Annotated in this window: 13 protein-coding genes and 1 pseudogene; 8 read left to right on the top strand and 6 right to left on the bottom strand. The window is 57.6% G+C overall.

Annotated features, from left to right (window positions below):
- Positions 1-368: 368 nt before the first annotated feature.
- The 4 genes from ACTJJ7_RS07155 to ACTJJ7_RS07140 all read left to right on the top strand — a co-directional run bounded on the left by ACTJJ7_RS07155 (position 369) and on the right by ACTJJ7_RS07140 (position 5,612).
- A complete protein-coding gene (locus ACTJJ7_RS07155; RefSeq protein ID WP_130272563.1) occupies positions 369-1,448 on the top strand; it encodes a hypothetical protein in 1,080 nt (359 codons plus the stop codon).
- 321 nt (positions 1,449-1,769) lie between these two features.
- Positions 1,770-2,348, top strand: coding sequence for a PE-PGRS family protein (locus ACTJJ7_RS07150; protein WP_105734732.1), 579 nt, complete (start codon positions 1,770-1,772; stop codon positions 2,346-2,348).
- Positions 2,349-2,445: 97 nt separating this feature from the next.
- The gene (locus tag ACTJJ7_RS07145; RefSeq protein ID WP_105734733.1) at positions 2,446-4,161 is read left to right on the top strand and encodes a type I secretion system permease/ATPase; all 1,716 of its coding nucleotides are present in this window, start codon (positions 2,446-2,448) and stop codon (positions 4,159-4,161) included.
- Between the two features lie 11 nt (positions 4,162-4,172).
- Positions 4,173-5,612, top strand: coding sequence for an HlyD family type I secretion periplasmic adaptor subunit (locus ACTJJ7_RS07140; RefSeq protein WP_440966270.1), 1,440 nt, complete (start codon positions 4,173-4,175; stop codon positions 5,610-5,612).
- Between the two features lie 100 nt (positions 5,613-5,712).
- Here ACTJJ7_RS07140 and ACTJJ7_RS07135 read toward each other — a convergent pair whose 3' ends face one another.
- The 4 genes and pseudogenes from ACTJJ7_RS07135 to ACTJJ7_RS07120 all read right to left on the bottom strand — a co-directional run bounded on the left by ACTJJ7_RS07135 (position 5,713) and on the right by ACTJJ7_RS07120 (position 9,184).
- Positions 5,713-6,444 carry a LuxR C-terminal-related transcriptional regulator gene (locus ACTJJ7_RS07135; RefSeq protein WP_440966269.1) on the bottom strand — a complete coding sequence of 244 codons (732 nt, stop codon included), beginning with the start codon at positions 6,442-6,444 and terminating at the stop codon, positions 5,713-5,715.
- A 207-nt stretch (positions 6,445-6,651) separates the two neighbouring features.
- A pseudogene (locus ACTJJ7_RS07130) lies at positions 6,652-6,909 on the bottom strand (Crp/Fnr family transcriptional regulator); the annotation flags it as partial.
- A 393-nt stretch (positions 6,910-7,302) separates the two neighbouring features.
- Positions 7,303-8,844 carry a multicopper oxidase family protein gene (locus ACTJJ7_RS07125; RefSeq protein WP_105734735.1) on the bottom strand — a complete coding sequence of 514 codons (1,542 nt, stop codon included), beginning with the start codon at positions 8,842-8,844 and terminating at the stop codon, positions 7,303-7,305.
- Between the two features lie 145 nt (positions 8,845-8,989).
- Entirely contained in the window at positions 8,990-9,184 is a 195-nt protein-coding gene (locus tag ACTJJ7_RS07120; RefSeq protein ID WP_105734736.1) for a heavy-metal-associated domain-containing protein, read from the bottom strand.
- Between the two features lie 11 nt (positions 9,185-9,195).
- On the opposite strand from ACTJJ7_RS07120, the gene ACTJJ7_RS07115 reads away from it, so the two are divergent.
- Positions 9,196-11,631 carry a heavy metal translocating P-type ATPase gene (locus ACTJJ7_RS07115; RefSeq protein ID WP_440966267.1) on the top strand — a complete coding sequence of 812 codons (2,436 nt, stop codon included), beginning with the start codon at positions 9,196-9,198 and terminating at the stop codon, positions 11,629-11,631.
- 62 nt (positions 11,632-11,693) lie between these two features.
- A complete protein-coding gene (gene cueR, locus ACTJJ7_RS07110) occupies positions 11,694-12,143 on the top strand; it encodes a Cu(I)-responsive transcriptional regulator (protein WP_440966265.1) in 450 nt (149 codons plus the stop codon).
- Positions 12,144-12,213: 70 nt separating this feature from the next.
- Here cueR and ACTJJ7_RS07105 read toward each other — a convergent pair whose 3' ends face one another.
- Together ACTJJ7_RS07105 and ACTJJ7_RS07100 are read right to left on the bottom strand one after the other, a co-directional pair.
- Entirely contained in the window at positions 12,214-12,810 is a 597-nt protein-coding gene (locus tag ACTJJ7_RS07105) for an OmpA family protein (protein ID WP_105734738.1), read from the bottom strand.
- Positions 12,811-12,812: 2 nt separating this feature from the next.
- Positions 12,813-13,310 carry a hypothetical protein gene (locus ACTJJ7_RS07100; RefSeq protein ID WP_245421122.1) on the bottom strand — a complete coding sequence of 166 codons (498 nt, stop codon included), beginning with the start codon at positions 13,308-13,310 and terminating at the stop codon, positions 12,813-12,815.
- Between the two features lie 454 nt (positions 13,311-13,764).
- Here ACTJJ7_RS07100 and pip point away from each other — a divergent pair, with 454 nt between their 5' ends.
- Together pip and ACTJJ7_RS07090 are read left to right on the top strand one after the other, a co-directional pair.
- Positions 13,765-14,730, top strand: coding sequence for a prolyl aminopeptidase (gene pip / locus ACTJJ7_RS07095; protein ID WP_440966263.1), 966 nt, complete (start codon positions 13,765-13,767; stop codon positions 14,728-14,730).
- 21 nt (positions 14,731-14,751) lie between these two features.
- Complete coding sequence (locus ACTJJ7_RS07090) at positions 14,752-16,575, top strand: S9 family peptidase (RefSeq protein ID WP_440966261.1); 1,824 nt, start codon at positions 14,752-14,754, stop codon at positions 16,573-16,575.
- Positions 16,576-16,587 lie beyond the last annotated feature (12 nt).

Raw genomic sequence — 16,587 nt, 5'->3', positions numbered from 1 at the left:
ATATAGTCTGATGGGCTTGTTCTGCTTAAACCTTTTGCAGGCATTGGCGGGCACGCACCCGAAGGACGCACCGTGCGTGGCAGAAACATGGGCATCCGCCTTTGCCACCGTAGCCCAGAGGTGACCTGGCGCCCACACCAGATTATATCGTTTGCCTGGAAGATGGGCAGACGTTCCAATCTCTCAAATGCCATATGAATTGGCCTGAAAGGACTACGGTCAAATAGCTATCCCTACAGCCAGATGGCTGTAGATGAATTGCAGGCTCTTCTTTTTGCTCATCTGACGGCACAATAAAGTCTGGTCGAGCCATGGGTTTCGCGGAGCTTCGCGAGGCAGATGGTTGCAGCTGAGGTGGAGTAACGACGATGGCGGATAACCGCCCCACAACGGAAGGGGTGTTCAGTACGGGCACCAGCCAGAATGCGATTCCCGGTTCCGCCTCGGGACATTTGGCGCTCGTCCCAACGTGGCTTCCCCTGGAGGTTGTGCCAAGCAGTTCAGCTGGCAGCGGCGGCGATGGCATCGCGATTGGCGTCATAAGCAGCACCCCCATGGCTGTCTTCGCGCCTTCAAACGCCGCAATTGCCGGACCGCATGCTGTGGTTGAGGCACTGCAGGGCAACAATGCGTTGATGAATCAGCATTCCACCGAAATAGCTGGTATGGGCGGTAACGGCGGCCTTGGCAACGCTGTGCTCACCGGTGGTGGGGGCGACAATGTCCATCATGCCGGTAGCGGCGGCAACGGGATTTTCTACGGCGGCATGGTAAGTTCGGATGTCGGGAGTTTCGTCCCGGTCAATATTGCCGTAGCCGGCGGACCGGGAGCACACGCTATTGCCGATCAATCGAACAATTCGGCCATGCTGCAGGATGCTACCCAGATCGGTGGGGTCGGCGGCGCTGGCGGCGACCACAATGCAACAATCCATGATTCCCAGGGCGGGTCCGGGTCTGCGCTCACCTACGGCGGCGACCTGTATGCGGGGCATGGCGGCAACGGCTATTTCGTCGGTAGTATGATCGACCTGAACGTTGCCATTTTCTCGCCGATCAATATTGCGGTCGGTGCCGCAGGTGGTTCGGCCGAGGCCCATCAGACCAACAATGCGGTCTTCGACCAGGGCGCCGTTCAAATCGCGGGCATTGGAGGCAATGGCGGTGGTTTCAATCTTAGTTCCGATACGATTTTCACCGGTGATCATGCCGCTGGCGGAGGCGGATCGGGTTTTTCGAACGGCAGCATGGTGGACGTGAATATAGGATATTTCCATCCCATCAACATCGCCGTACCTGCGGGCGGCACGGCCGACGCGCAACAACTTGATCACGTCCTTTACGATCAACATGCGTTGCAAATGGCAGGCATTGGTGGCCATGGGGGCGATGTCTCGCATGCCCATTCGGCGCTGGTAGACGACATTCTCTCGTTCTTGCATGTGTAAGCACATGATTTATCGGACGCGGCGTGGATGGACATGCCCCGGCGAGCAAAGCCCGGCTAATTTCCATTTCAAATACAATGAAACGTCTGCGGCGAGCAGATCGCCGCCAAGAGCCGCGCGGCTATAGCCGATCAGATGTCGTGACGATTCGTCCCCCCTATACAGCCATACCCTCCCCAAAAGAACGTCCCCGAATATCTAGCTAGTTCGCGATGCAAATGGCGGGCACTGTTCCAAGGCGATTATCTTGCTTGGCGATGACATCGCCGGGCACCAGGGCGTGGGAGAAACACCGACAAACGATATAAAGGGAGTATAGTTATGCCTATTCCACAATTATCCGATACGATCCAGCTCAATCATGCCAACGCAGGCGATGCAAATGCCGGCAACGGCGGCGACGGTTATAGCTATGGAGATATCAACTACAATCCCAGTGCGTATGTCGCCAATTCACAGACCGTGTATGGCGCAGATACGGATCTGCACAATGGCGATCACGTTTGGCAAACTGCGGATTGGGGCGCGGGGCCTGGTGGCCATGGCGGCGCAGCTGAAGCTGAGAACGGGACCCTTTCGTCCATCACGAACAATGGTGCAGGCGGCGCTGGCGGCGCTTCCACCTCGAATGGGAGTGAGACGAACGGCAGTGGCGGTGACGTAGCAGCAGTTTCTGCAGCAACGACTGCTACCCAGAACACCCAATTCTTTGCAGATCAGCATGCCACTATTCTCGCCGGCGTCGGCGGCAATGGCGGTAACGGCAATATTGCACGCGGTGGCGATATCTCGGCTGCAGTGGTTCACACCGATCCCACAACGACGACTCAGTCCGTATCAAATACGCTCGATCATTTCGACCACAGCCACGTCGATCTCGATCTGAGCCATTTGATCTGACGCTTCCGGCCCGTGAGGAACGTCGGGTCCAAACCGACGATCCTCATCGGCGGCCAGGTGTTTGCCTTGTCAGTACCGCGAAAACCGAGATCTGATAATGACAACGAATATCATACAATCCGAGCGCCAACCGACGCATCTGGTCGTAGCCCTTCGAGCCTGCGCAGGCGCTTTTGGCTTGGTTTTCATTTACAGTTGCGGTTACAATATCTTTCTACTCGCACCGTCGATCTATCTTCTCCAGATCTATGACCGCGTCCTGTCGAGCAGGAGCACCGACACGCTGCTGATGTTGACGCTTGTCATCGCAGTTGCCGTCGTTGTCGGCTCGGTGCTCGATATCGTGCGCCGCGCGGCGCTTACCCGTATTGGCAGTTGGCTCGATCATCGATTGCGGCCAGTTGTCCTGACCGCGGCGTTCGAATATGCAGCAAGGGTCAATACGAGTGTTGCCGCCGATTGCTATCGGGATCTCGCTTCGCTGCGCCAATTTCTCGATTCCCCTGCGAGCTCGCTGCTTTTCGACATACCGTGGGCGCCGGTCTTCCTGCTTCTGCTTTTTCTCGTTCACCCTCTGCTTGGAGCAATTGGCCTCCTGAGCGCGCTTATACTGCTGTTTCTGGCTGTTCTGACCGAGCTTGCGACACGTGAACCGCTTACCCATGCAAGTGCAGCACTGGCGCGGAGCTATTCCCGGTTTGGAACGGCGCTGAAATACATCCAAGTGGTCCGGGCAATGGGCATGCAGGATGGTGCCGCGCAGATCGTCTACCGCGATGCGGAGTTTGCGCGGATGGCACAGGACAACGCGATGCACCGGACCGAGATCATCCTTGGCTTCTCGAAATCCATCCGCACGCTGACGCAAATTCTGGTGATGGGTGCCGCCACGTGGCTGGTGCTTGCCGACGGCAGCAGCCCTGGCATTATTTTCGTCGCCAGCCTGGTGCTGGGCCGTGGGCTCACTCCGATCGAGGGGGCAATCGGCGCTTGGCGTTCCTTCGCTTACGCGCGCAGCGCTTTCAACCGTCTCAACAGGATGCTGATTGCCGTCGCATCGGATGCCGGGTCGCGCATGGTACCGGTGCCTGAATCCAGCAGCCTCGTGCTTCAGAATGTGAGCTTCGCCATGCCGTACGCCGACCGGCACATATTGAATGATGTTTCATTGCGCCTCGCGCCTGGTGATTGCGTAGCGCTTATCGGTTCGTCAGGGTCCGGCAAATCGACGCTTGGACGGGTCATGGCCGGCGTCCTGCAACCGACGAGCGGAAGCGCTCTGCTTGGCGGCGTGGATATATCCGCCCTACGTCTTTGCGGAGGCACACGCCATATCGGATACCTGCCGCAGGACATCGAGTTGTTCGGCGGCGCAATCAAGGATGTGATCGGCCGGCTTGATGGCGCCGATTCCACCAAGGCAGTCGACGCAGCCAAACTCGTCGGTCTGCATGAAGCCATCATGCGCCTCCCGCAGGGCTACGAGACCGACATCGGCGAAGGCGGCAGTTTGCTCCTGCGTGCACAGCGACAGCAGCTGGGGCTGGCAAGGGCGGCTTACGGCAATCCAGCCCTTGTCGTGCTTGATGATCCAAACTCAAGTCTGGACTATGACGGCGAGCGTGTTCTGTTCAATGCGATTCAGCGCATGAGAGCCAAGCGGATGACGGTTGTCATTATCACGCACCGGTTGGGCGTTCTTCCAGTCACCAACAAAATTGCGATCATGCGGAACGGCAGCATCGATGCTTTCGGAGACAGTGACGAAATTTACGACGCCTATCTTCAACCGCCAGCACGAACAGGGACATAGGAGGCAGCAAAATGGCCCTCGTTCAATTCGACATGCCGCTCAAGTTTTCAGGTGTGTTTAATACTTTGCGCCACGCCGTGGTAAAGCCGGGTCAAACGAAGAAGCACTTTGTCTATGTGCCGGTTGTTGGACCAATCAACGGAGCGCTAGCTCCTGCTTCCCCAATGCCGAGGCTTCGAAACGTTGCCTTGTTAGGCAATCTGTTGATCGGCGTCTTCATTATTGGCCTAGGCACCTGGTCGGTCCTTGCGCCACTCAAAAGCGCGGCAATCGCCGCAGGCGTTGTCGAGCCTGAAACAAGCCGCAAGGTCATCCAACATCTGGAAGGGGGTATCGTGCGGCAAATCCTCATCAAGAACGGCGATACCGTGAAAGCCGGCCAGCTCCTCTTCCAGCTAGACGACACGAAATCACGGTCGGAGCGCGACAGTCTCCAGGGACAGCTCTGGGATGCCAAGGCAAGTCAGGCGCGCCTGAGTGCGGAACAGAGGGGTAGCGAGCGAGTTGCCTATAGTGCGGATCTCGAAACCCTCAGAGTGACCAATCCGGCAATCGAGGGCATTCTTGACGGACAACAGCACATCTTCGAGACGCGCCGGCTGGTGATGAAATCCGAGATCGCCATCACACAGAAGAAAATGGATCAGGTGCAGGAGGAAATTTCCGGTCTCATGGCGCAGAAGGCTGCGCTGACGCAGAGGGTGGAAATCGCACGGCAGGAGCTCGATGCCGTCGGCCCTTTGGCGGCCAAGGGGCTTGAACGAAAGACCGGGCTGCTTGTTCTGGAGAGGGAAATAGCGGATCTCGACGGTCAGCTCGGGGAAGTCGTCGCCCAGATATCGCGCGCATACCAGGTCATCAGCGAAAGCCAAGCCTATCTTGTGAAAATCGAAAGTGACCGGTTAAACGAAGTCGCTCAAGGCATGCGCGACGCTGAAGGCCAGATATTGCAACTGAGCGAAAGACTACGGGCAATAGACGATCAGCTCGCGCGGACTGAAATCAGAGCGCCCGAGGATGGGGTGGTCATTGATCTGCGTATTCACACTGCCGGCGGCATTATTGGTGCGGGCGAGCCGCTCGTCGATCTCGTACCACGTAACGGCAATCTTGTTGTGTCAGCACATGTGCGGCCAGAAGATATCAATCGCGTCCATTCAGGGCTTGAGGCGCAGATTCATCTGCTTCCCTACAACCAACGTCGCGTACCATTATTGAAAGGTATGGTCGAATACGTCTCTGCCGATCGCCTCGTTGATAAGCAAAGCGGCCAACCCTACTACGCCGCAACAATCCGCGTGACCGACGAACGGCTGGCAAAAATACACGATGTCACGCTGATTCCGGGCATGCCTGCACAGGCGCTGATCGAAACCGGGGAGAGCAGTGTGGCATTTTATGCCGTCAGGCCGCTCCTCGACAGTTTCACCCGCGCGTTTCGCGAAGATTGACGCGACACAGGCGATCCATTCCGGCAAGGGCATCGCCTGTCATATTCGGGACTGTGTTTTTGCCAGTTGGCCGCTGTCGTCATGCAAAGCAATGCATGAGTCATTGCACGGAAATGTCTGACGTTGCTTTTTGCCCGAGCCGGGCGACCACTTCGGTCCTATTCTGCACCTGCAGTTTTCGCATGATGTGCTGCAAATGCATTTTCACTGTATGATCCGAAAGATTCAGCTTGCACGCTATGACCTTATTGGGATGTCCGCATTGCAGTTCCGCAAGAACATCCGCTTCGCGTGGGGTGAAGTCCGCAATTGACATGAAATGTGTATTGTTCTCGATTATTTTGTGCGGCGTATTCTGGGGTTTGCTTCGCATTGCTGAAGCGTTCGGGTGTGCGACGAATGGATGGGGATAGAAAACACCACCGGCAAGGATGAGTCTCATCCCCGCAAGCGCGATATCGATCGGAATTGAGGTTGTGAAGTAGCCGCGTATACCCATCTCAAGTGCCTGAGAGGCCGCCAAGACATCGTCCGTGTTGGAGAGAAGGGCGATCGAAGCCTCAGGAAATGTGTGTCGAATGAAATCAAGATCGTGGCACAGACTGGCGCTCGCGAGAGTTCTTCCAGCCATGTCCAGCGCAATGAGATGCACATCCATTCCGAGGGCACTATCGAGAGTCTCGACAGAGACCATATCGATCAGATCCCAACCTGCAAGCTCGTGCTGGAGAAGCCGGATGATCGTTGTACGCACGAGTGTATGCGGTTCTATGATGATTGCGGCCGGCGCATTGTGTGCCTTGCGGCGTTTCGCATCTTGACCGATGGACACCTGTTGCTCCCTGTTTGGATGTATTCCAATTCGTTTTAACAACCCATATTATTCCGGTTCTTTCTTCATGTCATGATTAGAGGGGGATTAACGCCCACGTGACATCCGCATACATCGATTGGGTTACATACGCCTTCCATTTCCTGCCGATCCACAGATCCGACCGCCTGTTCCAGGCAGCCAATCCGAAGTCGGGCGCCTTGAAACCTAAATGATGTTCATGAGGTTTTCATATTCCTGCTCTGCCACGCCATAGTAACCCCCGGCGTCTTCGATCAAGCCAACGCGATTGAGAACGGTTGTCTTTCCGCGGGACGAACGAATGTAACCTTTGCCTTCCAGGACATGGAGTGTTTCCGTGACCCGCGGCCGGCGCACGCCAAGCATGACCGACATGAATTCGTGCGTCAGAGAGAGGTCATTTCCATTTGTGCGATCATGCACCATCAGGAGCCACCGGGCCAACGAGCATCTGAACTAGGAGCCAATTGATGGCGTTGGCCGATATGTGCGGCGCTGTAGCACGATCAATCGGTGCGATTCACAAGGGCGAGCAGTGTCACATCACCCGGATGACCGGCTATTACCACAGTGCCTTATAGACGCTGAAGCATTCATGCATGCCAATGTGGGCAATAAAATCGCTCTTTCAGACATTGCCGGTGCCGTGGGTTGCAGCGAACAAGCTCTACTTCGGATGTTTCAAGAGTATCGGGAGATGGATCCCTTGGCCATTCTTTCAGTGCTGCGGGATTGAAAGAATCTTGAAGTTCCAGCCGTTATTGCACAAAGCGACATCCCGGTGGTCAGATTTTCAAATCGCCGCGGCGGTCCTTTGTTTCATTCGCTGATCCACGGCTAGGCTTGAACGTCAACCGTACCCATCATACCAAGCTGTTCGTGCTCAAGGATGTGGCAATGATACATGCGCGGTCCCGGTAGATCCTGACGCAACAGTATCCGGACCGTCTCGCCGGCCACAACGTTCACCGTATCCTTCCACGCGCGATAGGATGGCGTGGTAACCTTCCCGTCCTTCTCGTGCTCTACCACTTGAAACTGCGTTCCATGCACATGGAACGGATGATCCATATCCGCCTCGTTAATGACTTCCCAAAGCTCGACTTGCCCGGCTTTCGAGACTTCGTCTATGCGGTCCATATCGAAACTGGCACCGTTGATCAGGAACTTCATCCCCATGCTGTCGGAAGGCATGGACATGGTGGCGTGATCCATGCCTTGCATCGACATGCTGCCATGGTTCATTCCACCCATGGTTTCCGTCAGTACAAACCGGCGTGTGACGACCGGCTTCCCAAGAGATTCGATGGCGCGCAGCTTCGCCGGTAGGGGCGGCGTCGCGGCCGCCGGCTCGTCGGATACGTTCGCGGTCAGTAGGATCTTGCCAGCCTCGTCGGGCTTGCCCGGCCCCATCCAACCGCGCTCATACTCGAGCGTAATGAGCTTGGCCGCTCCCGGCTTGTCGAAGGAGACGATCAGATCAACGCGTTCGGCCGGCGTGAGCAGCAGCTCATCGATGGCGATGGGCGCTTCGATCAGGCCGCCGTCCGTTCCGATGAGGGTCATGCTGGCATTCTCGAACTTGAGCCGCAGGAATCGCGCATTCGTCACGTTGTAGAGACGCAGACGGCGCTTTTCGCCAAGTGCCACAGCCATCTGCGGGTTCTTCTGGCCATTGACGAGCAGATGATCGCCAACACGGCCATTCATAAAATCGGTCATTGTGCTTTCCGGTATCGTCCCGTCGGGGGCGATCCTGAGATCGGTGAGCATGAGGACCGTGTCGCCGTATTCCGCCGGGATGGGATCGTCTTTCGGTTTGACCAGAAAGATACCGGCGAGCCCGCGATAGACCTGCTCGGCGGTCAGACCATGGGGATGCGGATGAAACCAGTAAGATGCCGCGCTGCCTTCCGGCAGTTCAAACGCGTAGACGCGCTCGCCGCCTGAAACTACGGGGTCAGCCGGATTGCCATCCTGGTCGGCTGGCACGGGCATGCCATGCCAATGGATCGTTGTCGGTTGGCCGGGAATCCCGTTCCTGAAGCTGATCTCGACTCTGTCGCCCTCATGCGCCTCGATCACGGGATTGGTGCCGTTATAGAGAAGCACTGGCGTATCGATTCCTTCGGCGAACCGTACGACACCTGGTTCTGCTGCCAACTCTGCTTTGAATATGCCGGGTACGGCCGACTGGTTGGACAGGCGTGGCAACGCCTGAAGCGGCTGCCCCTCCGGCAAAACGGGAAGGGTGCTCGTCACGGGCATGGTGTGATTGCCATGGCCGCTCATGCGGCCCATATCGTGTTTCATCTGGGCTGCCGCAGGCCCGGCAACGACGAGGCCTGTAAGACTCGCTAGAAAAGTCCGCCGATGCATTGATCGTCTCCTTTCAGTCGTTTGACAGTGAGCGGCAAGGCCGCACAACTGGTCTTGAGTTTCGTTTTCTTCGCCAACGGCGGTTCCTGGAATCCGCGCGTCCGGTTGCTGCTTGCAGCGGTCCGCGCGCTAAGGCGTCATCATGTCAGCTCATGGTCGCCGGATAACCGGCTTCTTCGAGAACCCCTTGAAGGGCCGCTGGGGTAGCGGTCGTCTCGACCTTGACCATGCCTGTTGCCGGATTGGTCTCGATTCTGGCGTTGGGATCGACTGACTGGATCACCTTGGTCACGGATTTGGCGCAGCCGCCGCAGGTCATGTTTTCGATTTTAAGTTCCATGAGAATTCTCCTTGGTTTGGCCTCATGCGTTCAAAGGTGGGGCTTCCAACCGTGGTAAGGTCAAGGGGTGTGAAAAAGGAAAATTTGCTATTGACCTTCCCATGGTTGGAAGCCCCACCTTCCCTCCGAACTTCAATTTCGGAACGATAAAGGAGGCGGCTATGAATGCTCCCGTTCGAACAACAGACCTATCTGCAACGATATCGCTATCCATCGAGGGTATGACCTGCGCATCCTGCGTCGGGCGCGTTGAACGCGCGCTGAAGGTGATTCCCGGCGTAACGGAAGCGGCCGTCAATCTGGCGACAGAGCGCGCCACGATCCGCGGAACCACCGATACGGCTACGCTGATTGCAGCGATCGAACACGCCGGTTATGAGGCAAAGGTGGTCGGCGCAGCTGCAAATGATGGCGGTCTGGATGAGAATGCAGGGCGCGCAGAGAAGAAGGAAACGGAGCGTCGCGGACTGACCCGCGACTTCACTATCGCGGCGGTGCTTACCGCGCCGATTTTTCTCATCGAGATGGGATCGCACCTTATTCCTGGCGTGCATGGCCTCATCGAATCGACGATTGGCATGCAGTGGAGCTGGTACATCCAGTTCGCACTGACAACACTTGTGCTCTTTATTCCGGGCATTCGTTTTTATAACAAGGGGCTCCCGGCGCTTTGGCGTCTCGCCCCCGACATGAACTCGCTTGTGGCCGTCGGTTCGCTTGCGGCCTATGGGTATTCGTTGGTCGCGACCTTCGCACCCGGCTTTCTTCCGCCCGCGGCCATCAACGTCTATTTTGAAGCCGCCGCGGTTATCGTGACGCTTATTCTGCTCGGCCGCCTGCTCGAGGCCCGTGCCAAGGGCCGGACATCCGAAGCGATCAAGCGCCTGGCTGGCCTTCAGGCTAAGACGGCGCGTATCCGCAGGGGCGGCCAGACGGTCGATCTGCCTGTCGGCCTGGTCATTTCCGGCGATATCGTCGAGGTTCGCCCCGGCGAACGCCTGCCTGTCGACGGCGAGGTGGTCGAAGGCGCCAGCTATGTGGACGAGTCGATGGTTACCGGCGAGCCAATCCCGGTTTCAAAGTCCGTGGGCGGTGCGGTCGTCGGCGGCACAGTCAACCAGAAGGGCGCGTTCGCGTTCCGCGCGACCGCTGTCGGCGGCAATACGGTGCTTTCGCAGATCATCCGCATGGTCGAAGAAGCTCAAGGTTCCAAACTGCCAATCCAAGCGCTGGTCGACAAGGTCACCATGTGGTTCGTACCGGCTGTCTTCGCCGTAGCGGCGCTGACCTTTGCGACCTGGCTCGTCTTCGGCCCGTCGCCCGCGCTCACCTTCGCGCTGGTCAACGCCGTTGCCGTCCTGATCATCGCTTGCCCGTGTGCCATGGGCCTGGCAACGCCGACCTCGATCATGGTGGGCACCGGCCGTGGCGCCGAACTCGGCGTGCTCTTCCGCAAGGGTGAAGCGCTCCAGTTGCTGAAGGACGCCAAGATCGTGGCGCTCGACAAAACCGGCACTCTGACCGAGGGCAAGCCGGTGCTGACCGATCTGGAACTGTCCGTTGGCTTCGTCCGTCCCAATGTCCTGGGTCTTATCGCAGCTGTCGAGGCCAGATCGGAACATCCGATTGCCGGTGCGATCGTGGAAGCGGCGGCCGGGGAGGGCATCGCTCTGCCGGCCGTGTCGGACTTCGAATCGGTGACGGGCTTCGGCGTCAAGGCCAAGGTCGACGGCAAACGCGTTGAGATCGGTGCAGACCGCTACATGGCCGAACTGGGCTATGACGTGGCAGCGTTGTCCAACGTTGCCGAGCGTCTGGGCAACGAAGGCAAGTCGCCCCTATACGCCGCAATCGACGGCGTGCTCGCGGCAATCATCGCCGTGGCTGACCCGATCAAAGACACGACGCCTGCGGCAATCAGAGCTCTGCATGCACTCGGCCTGAAGGTTGCGATGATCACGGGCGACAATGCCCGCACGGCCGGAGCCATAGCGGCTCGTCTGGAGATTGACGAGGTGGTGGCGGAAGTGCTGCCGGACGGCAAGGTCGATGCGGTTCGCCGTCTCAGGGCCAAGTATGGCAAGCTTGCCTTTGTGGGCGATGGCATTAACGACGCCCCGGCGCTGGCGGAGGCGGATGTGGGTCTCGCCATCGGGACAGGTACGGACATCGCAATTGAGGCGGCGGATGTCGTTCTCATGTCGGGCAGCCTGCGGGGCATAGCAAACGCGATCGCTCTGTCAAAGGCGACGATCGGCAATATCCGGCAGAACCTGTTCTGGGCGTTTGCCTATAACACCGCTCTGGTCCCCGTCGCGGCGGGCCTTCTCTACCCGGCCTACGGCATCCTCTTGTCGCCAGTCTTTGCCGCGGGCGCCATGGCCTTGTCGAGTGTGTTCGTGCTCGGCAATGCGCTGCGATTGCGCCGGTTCAAAGTGGCGAAGTGACAAGCCGCAACAGCCGGCCCTATATCCGAGGCGGCTGTTGCACCGTTTCAAGGAGATTATTGATGAACATTGGACAGGCATCTAAAGCATCGGGCGTTTCGGCTAAGATGATCCGTTACTACGAGCAGACCGGCCTCATTCCGGCTGCAGACCGGAAATCTTCCGGCTACCGCGATTACTCGGACACCGATGTCCATATGCTGCGCTTCATCCGGCGCGCACGCGATCTTGGCTTTTCGGTTGCCGATATCAGCGATCTTCTTGGCCTGTGGCGTGACGACACCCGGCGGAGCGCCGAAGTCAAGCAGCTGGCGCAAGGCCACATTGACGAACTGGAAAGGAAGATCAAGGGTCTTCAGGACATGGCCCATACGCTCACCGAGCTCGTCAACGCCTGCCATGGTGACCATCGCCCCCACTGCCCAATCCTGCAAAGCCTCGAAACTGATCGGAAGGATGAGGATTTGTCTGTCCAGTCCCGCCGCGGTGCAGTCGCGCGCCGGTTGCAATGAGGGCCGGCCAGAGCGACTTTAGCAGAGCGCAGCATCAGTCGCATGGCTTTCGGCCAAGCAACCGCGGACACTATTGTCTTGGAAACACGAATTCGACGCGCCGGTTCAGTGCTCGCCCGTCTGGATTGTCGTCGCCGTTTTCAAGGGTGTTGGGTGCCACGGGACGGCTGTCCCCAAAAGCCTTGACCGATAGGCGCGTCCTTTCGGCTCCGCGTGCCATCAACCATTCGGCTACGGCTTGCGCCCGCCGAAGGGACAGATTCTTGTTGTAACGGGCAGAGCCTTTGGCGTCGGTATGACCCTCAATGACGATGGAGCCGGTGGAAACCGATTTGACCAAACGCGCAATATCGTCGAGCGTCGATTCCGCAGCCGGCCGGACACTGGCTTTGTCGAAATCGAATAGGATATCGCCCGTCATTGACACCCTGACGGTCTGCTTGTCCTGTCGTACTGAAAGACCGCTGTGTTGGGCGGCAAGCCCATCGGCCTTGGCAGACAAATCCGATATGGCGCTATCCAGATCAGAAGGGAGGCCCTTCAGCTCCAGGATGGTGGCTTTAAGGCCGCGGACGTCGCGGTTGTAGACCAGATCCTGCGCGAAGGACCAGTTTACTCCCGCCACCATCATCACCGCTGCAAGGCCGAACCGGCTGACTCCAGGCATGACTATCGGTCAGTGATTTTGATTGCGTCGAGTGTCTCGACTCCAGGTATCGTCAACGACACCTCAGTCACCTCCTTCGGCGGGGCGGGAAATCTGCCATGCCAGGAGCCTGCAATCGGTGAACCTTTGGTGGTCTTTATAACCAGATATGGATCGGTCAATGGCTTGTCGTTGCTGTCCGTCAGCAAAAGGTGTTTCTTGTTGCCGGCAAGAAGGTAGAAACTGTTTTCGTAGTCGGTCTTGCTGATCGAATCGTAAATCCGCTCCAATTTGTCCGGGACGACAGGTTTGAAGCGCAACTTGATGGTGAGGATATCGTCTTTGCGAACCGCCTCGACCACCTGTGCCTCTGCATTGCCACCATTGGTCAATCCCACAGCCAGAGGTGTAGCCGGGGCGGTCTCCGTTTGGGTCTGGGCAGAAACTGTGTTGGAAAATCCTGCGATCACCAGCGCGGCAACAAGCGCGCAAAAGGCAGTGGCGGTTTTAGTCTGGCGCACAATATGAATCCTCTTTGTTTCAGATGCATGGGCCGTCCATATTGCACGCGAAACGAACGGACATATGCCCGCTTCCGAGATTGCAATACTGCGGTTCTACTGTTCAGATGGTTCTCCCGGGAAAGACCGAAACTGAGACGGCAAAATGATGCCTGTGCCCTAAGGGCTGTCGGTTGCGACTCTGAGCAGTTTCGGTTCTCGATACGGTCCCGTCAACCCTTGAGATGCAATTTTCCAGCGAGACGGCAGAGCAACCGAGCATTCCCGCGCATAAATGGGCAGATGGATACCGCTCGTTTGGCGAGCCGTGCCGCATTTGCAACCTTATTCCGTTTTGGAATAAGCAGTCTGAAATTGCATTAGCCAACTCCCAAATTTACCGACTATAAAATTTGCGACCGCGGAAAAACAAAAAATCGCGGCAAAGGGACATGATGATGTTTGAGGGGGACGGATGGATACGGAAATCCTGCCGAACAAGGAATTTCGTCTGGTTGTCAGCACGACACATGAACTTTCCGTTTTAGAATACGGTAATCCTGAGGGCATCCCAGCAGTGTTCCTGCATGGCGGGCCGGGCGCCGGTGTGTCGGCAAAACAGATCGCAAGCTTCGATCTTGCTGCCTATCGCGTCGTCACTTTCGATCAGCGCGGCGCGGGACGTTCGACACCAACAGCAGAGATTTCCGAAAATACCACGCAGCACCTGATTGCCGACATGGAACGGATACGCGAGGTTCTTGGCATCGAGCAGTGGCTGGTTGCAGGCGGTTCCTGGGGATCGTGTCTCGCGCTCGCCTATGGCATTGCTTTTCCGCAGCGATGCCTTGGATTTCGGCTGCATGGCATTTTCCTGGCGGACCAGGATGACATCGACTGGTGGTTTCACGGCTGCAGGGCCATTTTTCCAGATCATTGGCAGGAATTCGCTGAATTCATCCCTCCCGAGGAACGCGGCACTCTTCTGAAGGCCTATTATGCACGGCTGACCTGCGGTGATCAGGCTGTTGAGCTCGCTGCCGCCAAGGCCCTGCGTGGCTTTTCAGCCCGTACCCAGACATTCGAACCAAGCCTTGATCATGTAAGACAGCTATTGCATCCGGATGCGGCCTTGGCTGTTTCGCGGATTTTCACCCATTATTGCATGAATCGGGCGTTCTTGCCGGAAGGCCACCTGCTGGAAAACATCGATCTCATCCGTCATCTGCCAGCGGAAATCGTGCAAGCGCGGTACGACACCGTAACGCCGATGGCGACGGCGTGGAAGCTGAGGAATGCCTGGCCGGAAGCCGCCTTCACGATTGTCACCCTTTCCAATCATCAATCGACGGTTGGGCCCATGGCGAAAGAACTCGAAGCAGCCTCCCGGCGGTTGGCAACTGCGATCAAATTTGCCGCACCGGCCGCCGCCGCTGGTTAATCCCATTGACGAAAGACAGATATGACGATGCTCGACGCACTGCAAACTGATCCCGCGCTTTCGATGTCACACTACATTGATATCAGCAAAGCGGTAAAACCCGCCGTTTCGCCCGATGGCGAGCTGCTGGCTTATTTGAGTGACGAAAGCGGTACGCTGCAGGTCTGGGTGCGTCCACTGGCGGGCGGTCCAGCCCGTCAGTTGACCACCCTGTCAGAACCGGTTGGTAATCTTGCCTTCAACCCAAAGAGCCGCGACCTCCTGATCACAACGGATTGGGGAGGCGACGAGCGTCATCAGCTCTGGCTGATCGAAAATGCCAAGGAAGAGCCACGCCTCCTGACGACCGACACGACCGTTGTTCATGGCTGGGGATGCTGGTCGCCTGATGGCTTGCAGATTGCCTATTCGGCCAATTATCGCGACCGCGCGCATATGGATCTCTACGTGATGACGATCGCAACGGGCGCGGTGAAATGCGTCCATCAAGGCGAGGGATGGCGCACACCTTTTGCCTTTTCTCCCGACGGGGCGTTCCTTCTGGTCAATGATTGCCAGAGGGCGATGATGGATCAAGATTTCTGCAGACTCGATCTTGCCACGGGCACCTATGAAAATATCCTACCCCATATGGGGCGGGCGCGTTACCTCGCACCCAAATTCTTCAAGGATAATTCCGGTATTCTCATGATCTCCGATCAGGAGAGAGAATATCTCTCACTGATGGTAAAGCTGTTCGAGGCTGATACCCTCGTGGAACTTGCAGCCTTTGCAGAGCAGGATATCGAGGCACTGGCGATAGCGCCCGATCAAGCCAGGATCGCGCTCATCGTCAATCGCCAGGGATGGAATGATCTGGTCGTCATCGACCGTTCCGGAAATATCCTGAAGCAGCTCGCAACCCCCATGCCTTGCGTGATTGGTTCCGTTGCTTGGACACCCGATGGCACGGCGCTCGTCATGCCAATCGAGGGTGGGGCCACGTCAGGCGATATATGGCGCTGCGATGTTGAGACCGGCACGTTCACGCGGCTGACGGATGTGCCCAAAGCCGCTGCCGGATTGCCGGACTTTATCGAGCCGACCGTGACCAGTGTCGCGGGCTTCGATGGGCTCGACATTCCTTATTTCGTCTATCTGCCGAAAGTTGCGGCGGGACCGGACGGCTATCCGGTCATGATCATCGTCCATGGCGGGCCCGAGGCGCAGTGGAAGCCGGATTTTCGCGCTGACATTCAATACATGCTGGCCAAGGGAATCATGGTGGTGGCGCCGAATGTTCGCGGCAGCACCGGCTATGGCCGCCGCTATCAGCATCTGGATGACCGGGAACTGCGCATGGACAGCGTTGCGGATCTCAAAGCCGTGCGCATCGCCGTGGGCGCCCGGCCAGACGTGGATGAAAGCCGCGTCGGGGTGTTCGGCCGCTCCTATGGCGGGTTTATGGTGTTGTCAGCCTTGACCGAATATCCGGATTTGTGGCGCTTGGGCGTGGAATATTACGGAATCGCCAATTTTCTGACCTTGCTGCAGACGACTGGGCCGTGGCGCAAGCAACTGCGCGCTGCCGAATATGGCGATGCGGAAACCATGCGCGACCAGCTGGAGCGCTATTCGCCCATCCACCGGATTGATGCCATCAAAGCGCCGTTGATGATTGCGCACGGCTTGGAAGATCCGCGCGTGACGCCATGCGAGAGCGAGATGGTTTATTCCTGCCTGCGCGGCCTGGGTAAGCCGGTGGAATATCTGCGCGTTCCGCATGAAGGGCATGGCTTTGCCCGTATCGAAAACCGTCGTCGCGTCTTTGGCGCTCTGGCCCGCTTCATCGCCGAGAATCTTTGAACTGAACAATCT

Source organism: Phyllobacterium sp. 22229 (assembly GCF_052056495.1).
Taxonomy (GTDB): Bacteria; Pseudomonadota; Alphaproteobacteria; order Rhizobiales; family Rhizobiaceae; genus Phyllobacterium; species Phyllobacterium myrsinacearum.
This window is presented reverse-complemented; position numbering and strand designations above follow the sequence as displayed.